Here is a 19,404-nt window from a genome sequence, read left to right as displayed (position 1 = left end):
TGTTGCAATGCACAAAACTAACTAAGGCTCGTTGCGTCGATTCTGCCATAGAGCGGAAAGCGCGGAGTTCTTGAGGGGATTCAAAGTGTTTCACAGCATTTATATAGCCGGGGCAGAACCCCGCAGCGGTAAGTCGCTGATCGTATTGGGTATGATGGAAATGTTACGGGCGATTACGCCCAATGTGGGTTTTTTCCGCCCGGTCATTACCGAAAATAATGGGCGCGACCCGCTGATTCATTTGGTGTCTAAACGCTATAACTTGGGGGCAACAGGTACGGATTTGTACGGTTGCACTCAAGATGTTGCGCACAAAATGGTTGCCGCAGGGCAGCATGAGGAATTGCTGAAGCTGATTTTGGCGAAATATCGTGCAGTTCAGGAGCACTCAGACATCGTGGTGTGCGCCGGAACCGATTTTGACGGGGCGAATTCAGCACTGGAATTGGATTTTAATGCGGAATTAGCCAACCATTTCGGCTGTTTATTTTTGCCGGTTATCAAAGGCCACGGGCGCACTGCGGGTGAAATTGCAGATGCGGTCAATTTATTGGAAGCGCATTTAGCCGCTGGGCAGCATTGCGAAGTGTTGGCAGCGTTTGCGAATCGCGTTCCCGTGGAGGAAGTCGCGGCATTGACTGAATTGCTGCAAGGCTCACGTTTTCCCGCCTATGTTTTGCCAGAAAATCACTCGTTGGAACGCCCTACGATTGGGGAAATTGCCCGCGCTTTGCATTTGGAATGTTTGTACGGCACGCGCCAGTCGATGACCCACGAAGTCTCGCGTTACAAAGTGGCAGCGATGCAAGTGCAGGATTTTTTAGGGCATTTGGAAAGTTGCAGTTTGGTGATTACCCCCGGTGATCGCTCTGACATTGTGTTGGGGTGTTTGGCGGCGGATGCCTCGAAAGCGTACCCGATGATTGCGGGCATTGTGTTAACGGGTGGGCAGCAACCCGCGCCGGAAGTAAGCAAATTGCTGGAAGGCATGAAGCCGCAACGCTTGCCGATTTTAATCTCGCCTTGGGATACGTTTACTACCGCGCTCAAAGTGAATGCGGTGGAAAGCAGCATTTTGCCGTCGGATGAGCGCAAAATCGCGGTGGCCTTGGGGATGATGGAATCGTGCGTGGATATGCATCAGTTACGCCAACTGATTATTCACAATGTCGGGCAGCGCATGACCCCGTTGATGTTTGAATACGAGTTGATTCAACGCGCAAAATCGCAGCGCAAACACATTGTATTGCCGGAAAGTAACGACGAGCGGGTGTTGCGTGCGGCGGAAATTTTGTCGTTGCGTGATGTCGTGGATATTACCTTGCTGGGTATTGAGGATGAAGTGCTGGCAAAAGCCGCGCATTTGGGACTGAAATTACGCAATGTGCGCATTATTGAGCCGCGTACTTCTGAATTGCGCCCGGTGTTTGCCCAAGCGTATTACGATTTGCGGCGGCATAAAAATGTGACGATGGCTTCGGCGTGCGACACGATGGTGGACGTGAGCTATTTCGGCACGATGATGGTGCAACTGGGTTACGCCGATGGCATGGTATCGGGGGCGATTCATACCACGCAACACACGATTCGCCCGGCGTTTGAAATCATTAAAACCAAGCCGGGTTGTAATCTGGTGTCGAGCGTATTTTTCATGTGTTTGGAAGACCGGGTATTGGTGTACGGCGATTGCGCAGTGAACCCCAATCCGAATGCTGAACAATTGGCTGATATTGCGGTGACAGCGGCGGATACTGCGCAAATGTTCGGGATTGAGCCACGTACTGCGTTATTGTCGTATTCCACCGGGGAATCCGGCAAGGGCGATGATGTGGAAAAAGTACGCGGTGCGGTGCAGCTTGCGCGGGCGCGTCGCCCCGATTTGAAGTTGGAAGGGCCGATTCAATACGATGCCGCTGTCGACCCTGAAGTAGCCAGTTCTAAAATGCCGCACAGTGAGGTGGCGGGGCAGGCAACCGTGTTTATTTTCCCGGATTTGAATACCGGCAATAACACCTATAAAGCGGTGCAGCGTTCGGCGAATGCGGTGGCGATTGGCCCGGTATTGCAGGGTTTGAATAAGCCGGTGAACGATTTAAGCCGGGGTTGTACGGTGACGGATATTGTGAATACGGTGGTGATTACCGCGATTCAGGCACAGCAGGCGGTAGTATGAAAATTCTGGTATTGAATGCGGGCAGCTCGTCGATTAAGTACCAAGTATTTGCGATGGCTACTGCGGAAGTCTTGCTCAAAGGCGTGATTGAGCGCATTGGTGAAGCGGGTAGCGATGTGCCGACCCATCACCAAGCGTTGCAGCATGTTGCGCAGCATTTACAAGCGCAAGGGCTGGAAATCAACGCGATTGGGCATCGGGTGGTGCACGGTGGTGAACATTTTCAGCAGCCAGTGGTGATTGATGCCACGGTGGTGGCGGCGATTCGGGCAATGATTCCGTTGGCTCCGCTGCATAATCCGGCGAATTTGGCGGGTATCGAAGTCGCGCAGCAATTGTTTCCGCAGGTGTTACAAGTGGCGGTGTTCGATACCGCGTTTCACCAAACTATGCCGCCGGTGGCGTTTCGGTATGCTGTGCCTGCTGCGTGGTATCAGCAGCATCAGGTGCGCCGTTACGGTTTTCATGGCACTTCGCACCAATACGTGATGCAGCAAGCGGCGGCGTATTTGCAATGCGATGTCAGTGGTTTTAATGCGATTACCTTGCATTTGGGTAACGGTTGCAGCGCGACGGCGATTGCGGGTGGGCAAAGCGTCGATACGTCAATGGGTATGACTCCGCTGGAAGGTTTGGTAATGGGAACGCGCAGTGGCGATCTTGACCCGGCCTTGCATTTTTATTTGGAGCGCGAATTGGCATTGCCTGCGACAGCGTTGGAGCCGTTACTCAATAAGCACAGCGGTTTAAAAGGCTTGTGCGGGGTGGGCGATATGCGCGAAGTGCAAACGCGGGCAATGGCTGGCGATACGGATGCGCAATTGGCGGAAGCGTTATTTGTGTACCGCATTAAAAAATACATCGGTGCGTACATGGCGGTGTTAGGGCGGGTAGACGCGCTGATTTTTACCGGCGGTATTGGCGAACATTCCGCCCGGATTCGTGAGCAAGTGTGCGCGAATTTGCAAAGTTTGGGCATTAGTTTGGATAGCGTGCGCAATCAGCAGCCTTGCAGCAGCATTGTCGAATGTCAGCAAGCGGGCGCGGCGTTGAAAGTGTTGGTAGTCCCGACCAATGAAGAGTGGGCAATTGCGCTGAGTACCGCAGCCTTTGGGTGAATTTATCGGACGCTTCGCCTACACTAGTCGCATTAAGTTACAACAACAAGTAGAGGCAAGCGATGAGCCAAGAAGAGATTGTCGAGCGTATTAGCAAATTAGAAGCACAGTTGCAGGCTCTTAGCCCCAAGGAGCAAGAGCAAGTGAAGCACCCCATCGAGAAGGTGCGGACAGTTGCCAAGTTTTTCCTGTCGTATTGGACGTTGTTTTCGTTCCTGTTTGCTTTAGTCGTCATGGTTTACGTGAAATACACGTTTGATATTGATTACTTTGAAAATTACCGCAGCGTTTCTGAAATCCGCAGTTTGTCAGATTTTCACCGTAAAATGGGTGATGAATTCATTGGTAAAACCGAGTGGCAAGCCGCCGAAGATGCCTATCAACAAGCGTTAGATATTGATAAAAATAATATTCAGGCGGCTTACGGTTTGGTTAAGTCGCAAGTGTTTCAACCCTTGGAAGGGCAAAAGCATTATTTCCCTGAAGTGGTGAATACCCGGCTGAATTATTTGATGGATTTTTTTCCGAACGATTATTTATTGTCTTATTTGCGTGCTACCTATTACGTGGATAAGAATGATTTAGCCGAAGCGCGTCAGTGGTTTGAGAAATCCATGAAGGAAAACCCGGATTACTCATGGAACCATGTGGCACTCGGCTATATTTTGCAGCAAGAGGGCAACTTCCAAGGTGCGCTGGAGAGCTTTCATAAAGCAGTGAAGCTTGATCCTGAGAACGAAGTCGCCACTGGTAATTTGGGTTTTGCCTATCTGTACACCGGGGATTTTAAGGAAGCGATTAAATACTTGCAGATTGCTTCTGATATTTCGCCGCGCTTTTCTAATTATTTCGGGATTGCGGATGCGCATGTGTATTCAAAAGATTTTGCCACTGCACTGGCTTACCGTGAGGTTAATCTAAAACAAGCAGTTGCAAATGATCCGGCGATGGAACGCTTTTTAGGTGTTAATAGCTTGTGGATGTATAACTACATGCCGCTACATCCCGGCGATAAGGAAACGATTAAGCAATTTATTCAAGATACCGGCGTGGAAAAACAACGGATTATGGTTTATTTTGCGGTGAGTTTTGATTATGCCTTAAATAAAGATTTCACCAAGGCGGATGAAATGTTTAAAAAGGGCATCGACGCGGATAAAGACAAAGCCTACCGTGATTTTTTCATCAACCGGATTAACTCTATGCAGGCATTTGTAGAGCCTGATGCCGCAACCAATGAATGGCTGGAAGCACGTAAAGCTGAATTATCAGGGGCTGAACAGTGATTGTTCACGATGCAGTGCTGGATTGCCGTTCACTGGCGGAATTCTCGCAAGGGCATTGCCTTGGCGCGTGTTGCATTCCGGCGGCGGAATTGGCGGGTCGAATGCACGAATTACCCAAAACCAGCGTTCCGTTGCAACTCTACGGCACATCAGCGGATTTGCTAACCGCCAGTGAATTCCTCACGGCAAAAGGCTATCAGGTAACGCAACAAAACCTTTGGACACCCGTGTTGGAAATCGCGCTTAAAGCCAGTCAGCAGTGGGAAAGCGGAATGCAATCGCAACGTTTGTGGGAACCCGCGCCGCTGTTGGTGCGTTTCGTACACGAGTTTATGCCGCAATTTAAGCTGCAACCGGGGCAAGGTTTGGATATTGGCTGCGGGGCAGGGCGCGACGCTGTGTATTTAGCCATGCATGGCTGGCAAATGACCGGCATTGACTATTTACCCGGTGCGTTGCAACGAGCGCGACAGTTAGCAGCAAGTCAACAAGTTGCACTTAATACGCTGGCGGTGGATTTAGAAACCGGAAAAGACCCGTTTACGGCGTTTACAACGGGTCAATTTGAATTAATTTGTGTGGCACGTTATTTACATCGCCCACTTTTCCCTTGGATTAAACGTATTCTCAAACCCGGCGGTGTGTTGATTTACCAAACGTTTATGCAAGGTGCGGAACAGTTTGGCAGCCCGCGTAATCCTAATTTTCTGTTAAAATCCAATGAGTTGTCGAAGATTTTTGCAGGCAGTGAAATTTGGCTGGATGACGTGGAATATCTGGATGATGGTCGTCCGGTTTCCGCGTTTATTTGCCGTTACGAATGAATGCACGTTTGTATGATTAATTTTGTGACTAATATCACAAAATAATGGTGAACAGGTCACAGAAGGTAAAAGCCGTAATCGACATAATGGTTCACATGGAGAGCAGGGAAATAGACCTGAAAGTCCATTAAAACCACCGTAGATTTGTTGATTAAGGAGTGATTATCATGAAAGCGTTCAAAGTTGCCATCACCACTGCACTGTTAGCCATTGCCGCTGCTCAAACTGCCCAAGCTGCTGACCCTGTATTTTTCAAAGCCCCAATCCAAATGGCGGGCACAGGTTGCGCTCCGGGTTCTGTGAGTGTGGTTGGTGAAAATACCTCATCCCTGACTATGTTGTTCAGTACCTATGATGCAGGTAAAAATGCAGTGAGCGGTTTAGCGCGTTCTTCTTGTAACTTCGCTGTACCTGTACATGTACCTCAAGGCTACCAGTTGTCAGTAATGACCTCCGACTGGCAGGGTTTCGTACAAGGTAACGGCAGATTCACTCGTGCTTATGGCACAAGCCTCAATCCGAATACCGTTAATCCGGGCGTTAAAAGCTTAAGTTCCGCTAGTGGCGCAGGTTGGCAGGCGATAGATGGTTTGATGCACGCCACCGCAGTGAATGGTTGCGCTGGTGGTGATTTCAACTTACGGGTTAACTCCAGTGTTCAGGCGGTTGGTAGCAACAGCTACGTGGTAGTGGATACGCTGGATATGAACAACAAAGTTGTGTTCCACCTGAAATGGAAAAAGTGCTAATAGCAACGGTTTCCTTGTGAAAAAGTCCCCCTTTGTTGGTACAGCAGAGGGGGATAGGGAGGATTTGTCATGGAAGTTCAGACAGTTAGTGAAAAATCAAAAGGATACGTTTGGATATTGCTAGGCGTTCCCGTGTTATTTGCTTTGCTTGCACTGCAAAATGCACAAGCTGCACCAGTGTCACTCAGTGCGTTGCAATACGCCGGAACGGGGTGTAGTTCTGCTAATGTTAGTGATGTTGATGTATCAAAACGTGTCAAAACGTTAAGTTTCAATAAGTTCAAAGTAGGTTCTGCTGCGGGGCAATTGCGGGCAAGCTGCAATATGGCACTTCCCGTCACCATACCTAACGGTTATCAAGTAGCATTGTCCGCCAGCTTTAAAGGTTATATAAAAGGCGATGGACGGCTAGTCAGAAGTTACGGATCAAGCCTTAATCCAAACGGTGCAAGTTTTACCAGCAAACTCGCATCGGTACGTGGTAAGGGTTATTCGCAAATTGATAATGTTTCTACACAATGGTCTGCTTGTGGTCGTGATTCGTCGTCACTTAATTTAAGATTGAACAGTTCTATTCAGGTATTGAATAACGTCAGTAGTATGAAAGTTGATAAAATGACAGTGCGGCTTAATGTGCGTCCGTGCCGTTAGTTTGATCATTTGATTTCAGGAGAACATTGATGATGCAGCGTTTAGCAGCACTCTTATCGGTCAGTGTCTTGGTCTTGCTGGTGGCGAATCCGGCGGAAGCCAATCGCCGAGCTTTGTTCAAATCCCCGCGTGCTTTTATGGGTGCAGGTTGCGAAGCTGGTTCCGTGGTCGTGGCGGGTGATAATAGCGAGTCAGTCAGTGTGTTGTTTGGTAAATACGATGCGGGGCGCAGTTCACGCAGCGGTACGTTGCGCACCCATTGTGAATTTTCTTTACCGATTTCTGTGCCGCCAGGACAGCGTTTGTCGGTGTTGACCGCAGAATGGCAAGGTTATGTGAAAGGTCGTGGCGGTTTTAGTCGCCGTTATAGTGCGGTTGGCCCGCGTCAGCGTCCTTGGCGTGTTGACCGCTATCAGTCACGCGAAGGCATGAATTACCTGCAACGTGACGATATGTACCCGCGTGAGGTCAATGCAGATTGTAAGGGTGGGGAGTTCAATCTTCGCATCAACAGTGAAATCATTGCAGCGGGTAACGACAGTTACATTGCTGTCGATACCGTCGATTTACACAATCAAGTGGTGTTCCGCTTGAATTGGGTTCCCTGCCAATAATTCCCGCGTGCTTCAATTTCTGTTCTCTGGCACTACCTCGTCAGGAACAGGAAGCTCATCCACACCCTGAACGTCTGGGGTAAAGCTATTACCACTGTTATTGCCTGTTCCGGCTGGATTCTCAAATCCGGTGGGTGCGTCGTTTGCAGGCGGTGGATTCGCAACTTCTGGTGCAGACTCAATCAATGTTGTCGGGTCGGATAATGGCGGAGCCGGTTCGACTGGCGGGTTGACTTGCGGCTGATCCAACAATGTGGGTGGCATTTCCACCGATTCAGGAATGGCTGGTGTAGTGGCAATCGGTAAATCGGGTGACACTGGGGCTTCTGTGACCGGCACGGGTACAGGTGTTGCGGGTGGCGGTTTTACCGTTTCAGCAGGTGCAGGCACTACGGGTGTTGTTGTATCCGCTGCTGGTGCTGGTGCAGTTTCGGGTTGCGGAGTGCTGGGTACGGTTTCTGTGGGCGCGGCAGGCTCTGCTGGTGCTGGTGTTACAGCAGCGGGAGCGGGTTGTTCGGTTGTTGGCGCAGCGACAGTGGCAGGTGCAACCGCTGGCGGTTCTGTAGGTACGGTTGCAGGTGCGACTGCTGGCGGTTCTGTGGGTGCGGTTGCAGGTGCGCCCGGTGCAGTCGTTGGCTTGTCGTTTTCACCCCGGCGTTTTTCCGGTGGCTGACGCGGTGTAGCGTTGGTGGCAGACGGCGCGGGTTTGGTGTTATCTGCGGCTGACGCAGGGTTGGTTGACGGGAAAATCCCTTCCAACTGCTTATCACGGTAACGTTTTTCCAGATCTAATTGGTTTTCTACCATATCATCAAGGGTGTAACGCCCAATCAATTTCTGGCTGTCATTGAGGTAACGGCGTGCCTCATCGTTATTGCGTTTTTGCAGTGCGCCGCTGGCTTGCTCGTGTTGTTGACGGATAATGCGTTTGAGTAATTTCGTGCCTTCAGGATGGTCGGGGTATGCCTCAAACAAGGCACTCAGGTAGCCGACCGCACTTTCGCTACGCTCATCGCCTTGCATGACATTATTGTAACCCATCGCGCGTTCGGCACTTTGCAGGTAATGCTTGGCTTTATTGGTTTCTTGGGTGCTTTGATCAGCTTGTATTTCTAGCTGCGCTTGGCGTTGCACACTGTCAGTGAGATTGAATTCGGTAATCAGTTTGTCCGAGTCTAACAGCACTTCGTTGGCGGCATCGTAACGTCGCGCTTTTAGCAAACTCTCCGCTTCACGGTGCAGGTCGTCGACCATTTGCAGCGACAGTTTTTTAGCGGTGATGTTTTCGGGGTCAAGCTCTAATACTTGGGTTAAGTAATTCGCAGCAGCGGGTCTGGTGATGTCATTACTGAGCAGTTTACCTTCACGCACGGCGGTTTGTGCCTGCTTTAACCAAGTATCAATTTGCTTTTGCTGTTCGGCGGTTTTTGCGGTGTTGGCAGCGGTCGCCGCAGCTAATTCGCTGGCAACTTGCGCTTGCACTTCACGTTGCATTGCGGCAAGGCGGTCAGCATCTTCCTGGGCTTTGGCGGCGGTTTCTGTGGCGCGGCGTTCGGCTGCGGCTTGTGCAGTTTCCTGATCAGCTACCGGCGGCAAACCCGGTTCGTTCACCAATGTAGGTGTTTGACCAGGCAGGGTTTCTTCGGTGGTGGGAATGACGCTGTTGGCGGGTAAAGCCGCTTCGGTTGGAATCGCCGCAGGTACGGGTTCGTTATCGCTGAAAATCTGGTAGCCCGCATAAGCCACGAGACTAAGCACACTGAACGCTGCTACTGGCAATAACAAGCGGGGGCGGGCGCGTTGTTGCAAGCCTTGTAATAACAGCGGTGGGCTGGTTTGGCGTTGCTCACGTTTAAGGTTCATGCCTTGACGCAAGGCCGCCCACATTTCCGGTTTTAATTTGGCAATGACTGCTGGGGAAGCGTTACGCACGGCGGCTTCGAGCGTGGTTTGGTTCCCAAACGGGGCATGACCTTGGAATAAATAGTAAGCGATGCACGCGAGTGAAAACGTATCATCGCGTGATTCCGCCTGATCACCCAAAGCGACTTCGGGGCTGATGAAACTGGAATGAAACGTTTGGCGATTTTGCGGATTACTGATAATGCCATTGCTGGCAAGGCGCAACGCTGCCACCACCGGGGCGTTTAACAGGCAATACTCATGACCGTCGCCGAGTATCGCGCCCGGTTCGAGGAACCCGAAAACCCCTTGCGGCGGGTGCGAGCCAATCGCGTGCGAAATCCCGTAGAGAATCTCGAATGCCTCATTGGGTGGCATTCCCCGATCATCCAATTCCTGCAAGCGTTCTGAGAGCAGCATACCCCGGATGTTTTGCAAGACCAGCCAGCGCGTGCCGTCGGTTTCTTTACCGTCAGCAAGGATGGTGGGTTGCGTCGCATTTTCTTGTTGGTAAGCCGGAAGCACTTGGCGCAATGCCTGTTCAAACACGCTATTACGCGCCAATGCTGGCAGCACGGTAAAGATTAAAGCATTACAGGCTGCGTCATCGGGTTGGGGTTTGTGCTGATCACACGCCCAATAGACTTTGCCTAATGCCGTTTCTGCCATGCAGCGACGCAATACGTAACGTTCGCCCACCAAGGGAAGGTCAGACAATGGCGTATCCGCCGCCTCTGCTGCTGGATGATGTGAGAAAGGCATACGTGCAAAACTCCTGCCGATGACAGCCGCTAATCAAAATGGGCTGATTATAAAGGATATACCATCCTTAATCATACAACATGATGTCCCCGATAGAATGCGCCCATTGTGCGAAAGCAGGTATACCAAAAATTTCGTCGCCCACCGCCCGCAGCATGTCTGACACCAACATCACGCCCATTTCTTTGAGCGGAAACGCTTTAGCGTAATTCAAAATATGCCCGTAAACCGTTGCGGCTTCCGGTGTGCCACGTGCTCGAATGGCTCGCCCCACCAAAGCTGAGGCAACTGCGTATTGTAAGTCCACTTCCTTCGGGGCTTTAATCTCTTCGCCGCGCATAATCGCATCGAGATCAGGCATTTGATCAAGGCTATCGACGAAGGCTTTCAGCTCAATACCCGCCGCAGGGCCGACGCAGGCTTGCAATGTACCCAACAATAATGCGGGTGAATCCCCAAACTTTTGCAAGGCGCGATGCACGAATTCCCACGAACGCGGGGTCGGAAATGCTACCGGATTGTGCGCCGGATCAAAGTTAAACAACTGTTCCGGGCGGAAGCGCAAAAACCCGATAATGCGTTCATCAATGCCGTTTTGGTAAGCCCAAGCCACCCAGTCATCAAGGTTTAAATCCACCTCGAAATGCGAAAAGCGATTCGCCAACGGTGCGGGCATGGTGTACGTCACCCCGCGATCCCCTTGGCGGTTTCCTGCTGCAAAAATTGCCCAGCCATCCGGCACGCGGTAATCGCCTAAACGCCGATCCAAAATAAGCTGATACGCCGCCGCTGAGACACTCGGCACTGCTGAAGTAATTTCATCCAAAAACAAAATGCCCTGCGCACCGTGGCGTTCGGCATTCGGCAACATCGACGGAATCGCCCATTCCACCAACTCACTGTCACGAAACGGAATGCCGCGTAAATCGCTGGGTTCCATTTGCGATAAACGCACGTCAATCACTGGCGCGTTATGGCGTGCACCGATTTGCGCCACGATTTGTGATTTGCCCACACCCGGCGGCCCCCACAACATTACGGGGGTATGGTAGCCCTGTAACGTGCCTAAGAATTCCTTATCGAGAATGGTGCTGAGGTGCGATGGGCGCATGGAAAATCCTTATGTTTGGTAACAATGGGGGATGATGATAAGGATAGTGGGGTGGAGTGCAAATACCCACGAAGAAACCCCAACCTCTTGGGCCGGGGTCGTCTTGTTGGCTTTAGTGTTTATTCGTCAGTCGATCCGTCAGCGCGTAAAGCACGCCGGATAATACGAAGGTGAGGTGAATTCCCACCATCCACGCGAGTTGTTCGGTGTTGATGTTATTAGCACTAATAGACATGAAGGTTTTGAGTAATTCCACCCCGGAAATGGCAACGATGGAACCAATCAGTTTCAGTTTGAGATCGGTGAAGCCAATGTGTCCCATCCAGTCCGGGCGGTCGGTATGTTCGTGTAGCTCTTCCATTTTCGAGACGAAATTTTCATAACCGCTGAAAATAATGATGATCAATAGGTTCATAATCAACGAAACATCGACGATAGACAGTACCCCGGTAATAATGGTGTTACCGTCCGCTACCCAGATGTTGATGACCAGTTCCCACAGTTGTTTGCCCGCTTTGATCATCAATACCACTAAGGAAATGACCAAGGCCAAGTAAACCGGAGCCACTAACCAACGGCTGGTAAATAGGAAATGTTCAAAGTGATTTTCTAACTTTTTCATGGGTTGTAGTCTTAATCCAGTACGTAAGACACCACGCCGTCAGCCAACTTGGGTTCAAACCAAGTGGATTTCGGGGGCATCACATCGTTATTATCCGCAACCGCCATCAGGTCTTGCATACTGGTGGCAAATAATGAAAACGCCACAGCCATTTCACCACTATCCACGCGCTTTTCCAAACCCGCCAAGCCACGAATGCCGCCGACGAAATCAATGCGATCGTCACGACGCGGGTCGCTAATGCCCAGCACCGGTTCGATTAAATAACGCGCTAAACGGCTGACATCCAGACGCGCTACCGGGTCATCATTGGGCATGAGGTCGGCATTCAGGGTCAGTTTGAACCATTGCCCGTCCATGTACATGCCGAACTCCCCAGGTTGTGCAGGTTTAACTGGCGTGGCAGACGGTTCCAGTTGGAAGTTTTGCTCAACAGCCGCGAGGAATTGGGAAGGCTCCAAATCGTGTAAATCTTTGATCACGCGGTTGTAATCGAAAATTTTCATCTGGTGCGCCGGGAAAATCACCGATAAAAAGTAAGCCGAACCCTGTTGATTATCCCGCATTTTAGCAATGCGTGACGCAGCGGCAGAACGGTGATGCCCATCAGCAATGTACAGCGCGTGCATCGCATTAAACGCATTCGTTAACTGCGCCAACGCTTGCGCATCATCAATTACCCACAAGGTGTGTTGAATGCCATCATCAGCCGTGACATCCAACGCGGGCGCGGTTTGCATCGCGGCAGCAAGGATTTGATCGACTTCAGGCGCGTCGGGGTAAGCCAGCAATACCGGGCCGGTTTGCGCATTGACGGCATCAATTTGATTAACGCGGTCGTCTTCTTTTACCGGGCGGGTGAATTCGTGTTTGCGAATCCGGTTAGTGTCGTAATCGGCTACTGACGCGCCAGCCACCAAGCCGGTTTGTTGGTGTTCGCCCATAATCAGGCGGTAAGCGTAATAACACGGCGCGTCATCACGGATTAACAAACCCGCTTCAATGGTTTTTTGCAGGTTTTCTGCTGCTTTGGCGTAAACCGTGGGGCTGTACGGGTCAGTGTCAGCAGGTAAGTCAATTTCAGGTTTGGAAATGTGCAGGAAACTCCAAGGTTTACCCGCTGCACGTTCCCGCGCTTCGGCAGTGTTTAACACGTCATAAGGCGGTGCAAGTACCTCCGCGCCACGACCCGCAGCGGGGCGTAACCCGCGAAATGGTGCAATCAAACTCATTGTAGCAATCCTTGTGTAGCAAGCTAAAAATTTGACGCATTATAGCGGTCATCAGTTGCTACCGCTATTACCCCGCCATGATCTTGAAAGGTGTCGATTTTGCTGGATAAATGCAGGATTCTTGTTAAGATGGAGCGATAGATAAAATTAATAAAACAAGACGATGACAACTCAAACACAAGCTCCTCTACGGGGTGACGGCTTTATTAGTCGTTACGTTGTATACATCCTCTCTTTTCTGCTGTTGATTGGTTCAGGCATGGTGTTTTGGTACAGCTACCAGAAAAATCATTCAATCAATCAAGAAATTGCAGTGTACGAAGCCAGCCAATTCGCGGGTTCGGTGTCGCGTTTCCGCACGTTTTATTCTGAACATTTTGTGCCGCGTGCCAAAGAAAGTGGTTTGGAGATTACCCACGATTACCTGCATCGCAAAAATGCCCTGCCATTACCGGCGACGATGATGCTGGATTTCGCTAAGTTTCTTTCAGAGGGTAATCCCAGCGAATACCAAGTGCGCTTTTACAGTGATAAACCCTTCCCTTGGCGCAAAGACGGCGGAGCGCGGGATGATTTTGAGCACTGGGCATTAAAAGAATTGCGTAAAAACCCAGAGCAGGCAGTGTGGCGTTTTGAAGGCGAGCAAGGTGAGCAGCGTTTGCGTTACGCGCGGGCAGATCGTTTGAGTGAAAGTTGTGTCGGTTGCCATAACAGTTACCCGAATACCCCGAAAAACGACTGGAAAGTAGGCGATGTGCGCGGGGTATTGGAAGTTAGCCGCCCGTTGAGCGGTTTTGAAAATGCCACCAAACAAGCCATGATGGAATCGTTTTTGATGCTGTTGGGTTTGGGGTTGGCGATGCTGTCGGTGTTGATGCTGGCGTTACGCGGGTTGCGCGGCTCGTTGAAATCCACGCAAGCGTCGGAAGCAGCGGCGCGTTTAGCCAATCATAAACTGATGCTTGGTATTGAAGAGCGCGAACGTTTAGCAGAAGACCTCAAAGCCAGCCAAATCAAAACCCGTACCATTGTGGATTCGGTGTTAGATGCGATTGTGGTTATCAACTCCAAGGGCATTATTGTGGAAACCAATCAGTCGGTATTACCGATTTTGGGTTACACCCCGGAAGAATTGCTGGGGAAAAACATCAGCATGGTGATGGAAGGCGATCATCACCGCGAGCATGATCATTACATCCAGCGTTATTTACAAACCGGTGAGCAACACATTATTGGCAGCCCGCGCCAGCTTACCGTCAAACGCAAAGACGGCAGCCTGATACCGATTGATTTGTCGGTGAATGAAGCGCGTTTTGGGGATAATTTGGTATTTACCGGGATTATTCGGGATATTAGCCTGCGCTTACACGCCCAGCAGGAATTGGCGCAAGCGCGTGATGCGGCGTTGGAATCGGCGCGGTTAAAGTCTGAATTCCTCGCCAATATGAGCCACGAAATTCGTACTCCCATGAATGGGGTGATTGGCATGACTGAGTTATTGCTCGATAGCAAACTCACCCAAGAGCAACATGATCAGGTGCATACCGTGCAGCAAAGCGCGGAATCGTTGCTGCGCATCATCAATGACATTCTCGATTTTTCCAAGATTGAAGCGGGTAAATTGTCCGTCACTGCCACCTCTTTTGAACTCTTGCCCATGATCGAAGGCGCGATGGATTTATTGGTGGAAAATGCCCACGCGAAAGGCATTGAGTTGGCGTTGCTGATTGAACGCGATGTGCCAGCCGCTATCGTGAGTGACCCGTTACGCTTGCGCCAGATTTTGCTCAATTTGCTCAGTAATGCGATTAAATTCACTGCACGTGGGCATGTGGTGCTGAAAATCAGCGTGCAAACTGCGCCAGTGGAAATCGGGGCGCAGGCGGTGCTGTGTTTTGAGGTGATGGATACCGGGTGTGGCATCCCCGAAGAGGCACAAGCCAAACTGTTTACCGCGTTTTCACAAGTGGATGGTTCCGTTACGCGCCAGCACGGTGGAACCGGTTTAGGGTTGGCGATTAGCCGTCAACTGGCGCAATTAATGGGTGGCGATGTCGGTTTAGTGAGTCAGGTTGGCGGCGGCTCTAACTTTTGGGTGTCGATTAGCGTCGCCATCAGTAAATTGAGCCAGATACCGGTGTTGCAAAGCGTGCCTGCGGTGTTGGTGTGGGGGGCAAAGCCATTGCTCAACCCTTATTATGAAGCGCAGTTACACCAATGGGGCTTAGAGCCGGTGATGGTGGATAGTTTCAATAGCCTCTTATTGACGCTGGAAACTAACCCGCTGTTTGATCTGATTGTGTTGGATGCGGATGTGGCTTACCACAAACCGGAGCATCCCTTGGGTATGGTGGCGGTCATGCAAGCAGTACGCGAACACACTCAAGCATGGGTAGTGATTTACGGCACGGGGCGGCAAGTGGCAACACTGGAAACCGTGCGTTTGGGGCGGCGGGTGCAACTCGTGACCAAGCCGATTAAGCATTCCAGCGTGTTGCGTTATTTAGCGCAATGGCAAGCGAAACTGGATGCCAACGCAGAAACCATGAGCAACGACGTAGATGCTAACCTTGTTGCCACGCTACCCACAGCGGAAGTTGTGCCGATACGGATTTTGTTGACCGAAGACCATTTAGTGAATCAAAAAGTCGCGTTGGCAATGCTCAAAAAGTTGGGTTACACCCATGTCGATTGCGCGATTAATGGTGAAGAAGCATTGCAAGCGGTGCAGCGGCAGCGTTACGCGGTGGTGTTAATGGATTGCCAAATGCCGGGAATGGATGGCTACGAAGCTACCCGCCAAATCCGCAAGTTGGAAGACGCTTGCTATCAAGAATTGCCGATTGTGGCACTGACCGCCCACACCATGAAGGGGGACGATCAGAAATGCTACGAAGCGGGGATGAACGACTACCTGTCCAAACCGGTGCGCCTAGAAGAATTGCAGCAAAAGTTGGAAAAGTGGCTCAAAGTGCAGCACAAACAAGCAGCTTAATCTTGTAAGAATTCGCCGCTTTGATGCTGCCACATTTCGTAATAACGCCCGCGTAATGCCAGCAATTCGCTGTGTGTGCCTTGCTCGATAATGCGCCCGTTTTCCAGCACCACAATGCGATCCATGCGTAAAATTGTGGAGAGCCGATGCGCAATTACCACGGCGGTTTTATCCGCAATCAGGTCGAAAATAGCCACTTGGATTTGCTGTTCGGTAAGGGAATCTAACGCGCTGGTGGCTTCGTCCAGCACCACAATCGGCGCGTTTTCCAAAAAGGCGCGGGCTAAGGCGACGCGCTGTTTTTCACCGCCCGACAGTTTCACCCCGCGTTCGCCCACCAAAGTATCAAAGCCTTGCGGGAGTTTGTCGATGAAGGTTAACGCACGGGCTTTTTGCGCTACGTCGCGTAAGGCTTGCTCCGAAACGGTTTTACCCAAAGTAATATTGTCGCGAATGCTGCGGTGGAACAGTTCTGGTTGTTGCGGCACGAGGGAAATTTGTTGGCGCAACGAAGCCAGCGTAAAGCCCGAAGCAGCCATACCATCCAGCAAAATATCGCCGTGTTGTGGCTCGATAAAGCGAAACAGCAACTTAGTGAGTGAGGTTTTGCCCGAACCGGATTGCCCCACCAACGCGACTTTTTCACCGGCACGGATGTGCAAATTAAAGTCGCTAAACAACCCCGCCGTGCCGTAAGCAAAGCCGATATGGTCGAACACAATGTCGCCACGTGTAATGTGGCGGGCTTGGGTGTGGGGTAAATCTTGTTCCACTTGAGTTTCGCGGAATACGGCTGACATTTCCCGCGCATCTGCCAGCACGCTAAAGAACCGCCGGAAATTCATTCCGAAGTCCCATAAGTGACGAATTAAGATTAATAAAACCGTTTGGAATAGCACGAACTCACCGATGTTAAACGTGCCGGATTGCCATTGATCGACCATCAAATACAACAAAATCAATTCAATGCTGAACACCAAAAAACCCTGCACCGCAAACGACACAAAGGTTAACAGCCAAGCGGTATTGCGTTTGTGGTAAGACTCTTCGGCGATATTGCTGATATTTTCACGCTCCTGAGTTTCCAGCGCGAAACTTTTCACGATGAAAATATTGCTGATGCCGTCGGAATATGCCCCGCCGAGTTTGGAATCCATTGCCGCAACGCGCACGTCATAGCGCAGTTTCCACACCAGATAACCGCCGCTCCAGCCCAGAAAAACCGCTACCCAGATCAGGAAATACAGCGCGAAACGCGGTTGTTGCTGGTAAAAAATCACGAAAGCCACCGTGATTTGCAGCAAATTACCGTAAAACTGGAAGATCAGCCAATCCATCACCGTTTCAAACGCCTTGATGAAACGATTCGCTTGTTTCACCAGACTGCCCGCGAAATTATTCTCAAAAAACGGGTATTGTTGGCGCAATAATACATCGAAACAGCGTTTATCAAGCTGCTTTAAACCCCAGCTTTGGAACATGATCATGCCCAATTCCAACGCCCGCCAGCTCAACCAGATAGCGGTGTAAATCAGCATAATGCTCAATAAAGTGTCGAGCAATGACGCATGAATGTCGGGCGCGAATGGCTTCGACAGATTATTAGCGATGTCCTTGTAGTACAACGGAACCAGCATTTCCAAACCAGCCGCGCCGGAAATACCCAGCATAACCACGAGGAACCAGCCCCACTTGCGCCGCACGATAGTGCCATATTCACGAAAGATAATATCCATGCGCGAATGTTAGCAGAATGCCAGTGGATTGCTTGATAAAAGGCACGGCATTGCACGCTTTAGAGGGAGAAACTAGTGGTAACAAGGTAGCCATTACCTTGTGGCGCGGTAACGCATAACAGAATGCAGGAGATAATAATATGCAAGCAATGACTAGCCGAAAAATGCTCACCTTGGCAGTGGCGTGTGCCTTATTCACAGTGAATGACGTTTGGGCAGCCGTTTCTGTACGGGATCGCTGCGAACAGGCGTTGACGATGATGGGCGTAACCACCGCCGAACGGGGTGATCGCGGTTGGGCTTCGTTGTGCGCCGGAGTGATTAAAAACGAACCCATTACGCGCTACGGTAAATGGTATGGCCCCGGTTATTGGGGCGGTGGTGAGGATGCCGATAAAGCCGGGTTGGATGCGCCCGTGGATTCCTTGGATGAAGTGGCGCAACGTCACGATTATGGGTACTTGGTGGCGGAAAAGTACGGCAAGATTTATGGCAAGCAATACGAATACAAGCTCAAAGCGATGGCTGATAAAGTCGCGGTGCGCGATGCCATGAAGTTACCCGAAGATCCGAGTCAGTGGGAAAAAGTACCCGCCGATATTGAAGCCGCCAAGCGATACCACGACCGCATTATTACCGGCTTCATTTTGGAATCTGACATTTACAAAAACTTGGCTGATGCCACCAAAGTGGGCGATGTGGTAACTAGCCCGTTTATTACCATGTTCGATCAGATTGATTATTCCCATGTACCTGACTTGGAAAAATTTGACCGTGAAGTTGCCAGCTACATTAACGGCTGGAAAAAAGACGTAGCCAAGCACGCGGAAGAAGACAAGAAAATCAAAGAAATGGCAGACAAACGCAAAGCTGATCAGGAAAAAGAATTCAAAGAGGCAGAGCTGAAAGAACAAGCCGACAAAAAGCGTGCAGCCAGAGAAAAAGCCGAGGCCGAAGCCGCTAAAAAACGTCTGGAAGAAAAAATCAAAGACAGCAAAAAAGAGCCGGAAGAAAAACCCGAAGCGGATGCTGACAAGAAAAAAAGCTACGCCGATATGACCCCTGAAGAGCGGCGCGAAGCCCTGAAAAACAACGACCCCGAAGCGTGGGAAGCGGTAAAAGCGGGGCTAACGGGTGAAGACAAACAAGCAGATGCCGACAAGCCCGACACGGAAGATGAGGCTGATGCCGCTAACCCGCCACCGCCTAGCGATGCGGATGCGGAAATAACCCCGGTTAAAGTAACTGCGTCCGGCTCGATGGATGGCGACTACAGTGCAGGTGGTTTTACCAATATTGTGACCACCACTATTACCGTATCGTTTTGGAACGTGGGTAGCCAAGTGCCCGGTTATGGTGAAGCCTCATTGAAACGGCGTTCGGTGGCCTCGCTCAACGGCGTGAGTGAAGAAGAATCCTGTGGTGGCACGTTCTCCGGTGGCCCGAATGGCGTGCTCAGTTTTTCCGGGGCGTGTGCGGGTACGAAACTAAGCCTGCGCGGTGGCAGCAGTATTAGTGCTGATGGGGTGACGTTGAGCGTGTCCAACCCGGATGCGTTTAGCGCGTGGGAGAAATAACGCGAGGTTTTGGTGCGTATTCTGCGCGTTTAGCGTCAATTGAATAATTTTA

General features: G+C 50.8%; 14 protein-coding genes. 9 read left to right on the top strand and 5 right to left on the bottom strand.

Annotated features, from left to right (window positions below):
• Positions 1 to 85: 85 nt before the first annotated feature.
• From pta to J9260_RS10225, 7 genes are all read left to right on the top strand, one after another.
• On the top strand, positions 86 to 2,173 hold the full coding sequence (gene pta, locus J9260_RS10255) for a phosphate acetyltransferase (protein WP_210217691.1): 2,088 nt from the start codon (positions 86 to 88) through the stop codon (positions 2,171 to 2,173).
• Positions 2,170 to 3,291: an acetate/propionate family kinase gene (locus J9260_RS10250; protein WP_210217690.1), complete on the top strand. Its 1,122-nt coding sequence runs from the start codon at positions 2,170 to 2,172 to the stop codon at positions 3,289 to 3,291. The genes pta and J9260_RS10250 overlap by 4 nt, the downstream gene beginning before the upstream one ends.
• Before the next feature lie 62 nt (positions 3,292 to 3,353).
• Positions 3,354 to 4,577, top strand: coding sequence for a tetratricopeptide repeat protein (locus J9260_RS10245; RefSeq protein ID WP_210217689.1), 1,224 nt, complete (start codon positions 3,354 to 3,356; stop codon positions 4,575 to 4,577).
• Complete coding sequence (locus J9260_RS10240) at positions 4,574 to 5,401, top strand: methyltransferase domain-containing protein (RefSeq protein ID WP_246499387.1); 828 nt, start codon at positions 4,574 to 4,576, stop codon at positions 5,399 to 5,401. The genes J9260_RS10245 and J9260_RS10240 overlap by 4 nt, the downstream gene beginning before the upstream one ends.
• 167 nt (positions 5,402 to 5,568) lie before the next feature.
• A complete protein-coding gene (locus tag J9260_RS10235) occupies positions 5,569 to 6,150 on the top strand; it encodes a DUF4360 domain-containing protein (protein WP_210217688.1) in 582 nt (193 codons plus the stop codon).
• Positions 6,151 to 6,219: 69 nt separating this feature from the next.
• Complete coding sequence (locus J9260_RS10230; RefSeq protein ID WP_210217687.1) at positions 6,220 to 6,801, top strand: DUF4360 domain-containing protein; 582 nt, start codon at positions 6,220 to 6,222, stop codon at positions 6,799 to 6,801.
• A 29-nt stretch (positions 6,802 to 6,830) separates the two neighbouring features.
• Positions 6,831 to 7,415, top strand: a complete 585-nt coding sequence (locus J9260_RS10225) for a DUF4360 domain-containing protein (protein ID WP_210217686.1) — start codon at positions 6,831 to 6,833, stop codon at positions 7,413 to 7,415.
• Positions 7,416 to 7,427: 12 nt separating this feature from the next.
• Here J9260_RS10225 and J9260_RS10220 read toward each other — a convergent pair whose 3' ends face one another.
• The 4 genes from J9260_RS10220 to J9260_RS10205 all read right to left on the bottom strand — a co-directional run bounded on the left by J9260_RS10220 (position 7,428) and on the right by J9260_RS10205 (position 13,044).
• Positions 7,428 to 10,079: a serine/threonine-protein kinase gene (locus J9260_RS10220; RefSeq protein ID WP_210217685.1), complete on the bottom strand. Its 2,652-nt coding sequence runs from the start codon at positions 10,077 to 10,079 to the stop codon at positions 7,428 to 7,430.
• A gap of 67 nt (positions 10,080 to 10,146) precedes the next feature.
• On the bottom strand, positions 10,147 to 11,190 hold the full coding sequence (locus J9260_RS10215) for an AAA family ATPase (protein ID WP_210217684.1): 1,044 nt from the start codon (positions 11,188 to 11,190) through the stop codon (positions 10,147 to 10,149).
• A gap of 112 nt (positions 11,191 to 11,302) precedes the next feature.
• The gene (locus J9260_RS10210) at positions 11,303 to 11,812 is read right to left on the bottom strand and encodes a TIGR00645 family protein (RefSeq protein WP_210217683.1); all 510 of its coding nucleotides are present in this window, start codon (positions 11,810 to 11,812) and stop codon (positions 11,303 to 11,305) included.
• Between the two features lie 11 nt (positions 11,813 to 11,823).
• Positions 11,824 to 13,044: a DUF1015 domain-containing protein gene (locus J9260_RS10205; RefSeq protein ID WP_210217682.1), complete on the bottom strand. Its 1,221-nt coding sequence runs from the start codon at positions 13,042 to 13,044 to the stop codon at positions 11,824 to 11,826.
• 163 nt (positions 13,045 to 13,207) lie between these two features.
• Between J9260_RS10205 and J9260_RS10200 the strand changes: the two genes are divergently transcribed.
• A complete protein-coding gene (locus J9260_RS10200) occupies positions 13,208 to 16,039 on the top strand; it encodes a PAS domain S-box protein (protein ID WP_210217681.1) in 2,832 nt (943 codons plus the stop codon).
• Here J9260_RS10200 and J9260_RS10195 read toward each other — a convergent pair.
• Positions 16,036 to 17,775 (bottom strand): ABC transporter ATP-binding protein, encoded by a 1,740-nt coding sequence (locus tag J9260_RS10195; protein WP_210217680.1) that lies wholly within the window; start codon positions 17,773 to 17,775, stop codon positions 16,036 to 16,038. The genes J9260_RS10200 and J9260_RS10195 overlap by 4 nt on opposite strands.
• Positions 17,776 to 17,915: 140 nt before the next feature.
• Between J9260_RS10195 and J9260_RS10190 the strand changes: the two genes are divergently transcribed.
• Complete coding sequence (locus tag J9260_RS10190; RefSeq protein WP_210217679.1) at positions 17,916 to 19,352, top strand: hypothetical protein; 1,437 nt, start codon at positions 17,916 to 17,918, stop codon at positions 19,350 to 19,352.
• Positions 19,353 to 19,404: the final 52 nt, after the last annotated feature.

Origin of the sequence: Thiothrix unzii (assembly GCF_017901175.1) — a bacterium.
Taxonomy (GTDB): domain Bacteria; phylum Pseudomonadota; class Gammaproteobacteria; order Thiotrichales; family Thiotrichaceae; genus Thiothrix; species Thiothrix unzii.
Note: the sequence above shows the minus strand (reverse complement) of the source record. Positions and strands in the feature narration are given on the sequence as shown.

Excerpts from the sequence above, each read along its gene's own strand:
- J9260_RS10250 (WP_210217690.1), top strand. The coding sequence starts at position 2,170 with ATGAAAATTCTGGTATTGAATGCGGGCAGCTCGTCGATTAAGTACCAA.
- J9260_RS10245 (WP_210217689.1), top strand. The coding sequence starts at position 3,354 with ATGAGCCAAGAAGAGATTGTCGAGCGTATTAGCAAATTAGAAGCACAG.
- J9260_RS10235 (WP_210217688.1), top strand. The coding sequence starts at position 5,569 with ATGAAAGCGTTCAAAGTTGCCATCACCACTGCACTGTTAGCCATTGCC.
- J9260_RS10230 (WP_210217687.1), top strand. The coding sequence starts at position 6,220 with ATGGAAGTTCAGACAGTTAGTGAAAAATCAAAAGGATACGTTTGGATA.
- J9260_RS10225 (WP_210217686.1), top strand. The coding sequence starts at position 6,831 with ATGATGCAGCGTTTAGCAGCACTCTTATCGGTCAGTGTCTTGGTCTTG.
- J9260_RS10220 (WP_210217685.1), bottom strand. The coding sequence starts at position 10,079 with ATGCCTTTCTCACATCATCCAGCAGCAGAGGCGGCGGATACGCCATTG.
- J9260_RS10215 (WP_210217684.1), bottom strand. The coding sequence starts at position 11,190 with ATGCGCCCATCGCACCTCAGCACCATTCTCGATAAGGAATTCTTAGGC.
- J9260_RS10210 (WP_210217683.1), bottom strand. The coding sequence starts at position 11,812 with ATGAAAAAGTTAGAAAATCACTTTGAACATTTCCTATTTACCAGCCGT.
- J9260_RS10205 (WP_210217682.1), bottom strand. The coding sequence starts at position 13,044 with ATGAGTTTGATTGCACCATTTCGCGGGTTACGCCCCGCTGCGGGTCGT.
- J9260_RS10200 (WP_210217681.1), top strand. The coding sequence starts at position 13,208 with ATGACAACTCAAACACAAGCTCCTCTACGGGGTGACGGCTTTATTAGT.
- J9260_RS10195 (WP_210217680.1), bottom strand. The coding sequence starts at position 17,775 with ATGGATATTATCTTTCGTGAATATGGCACTATCGTGCGGCGCAAGTGG.
- J9260_RS10190 (WP_210217679.1), top strand. The coding sequence starts at position 17,916 with ATGCAAGCAATGACTAGCCGAAAAATGCTCACCTTGGCAGTGGCGTGT.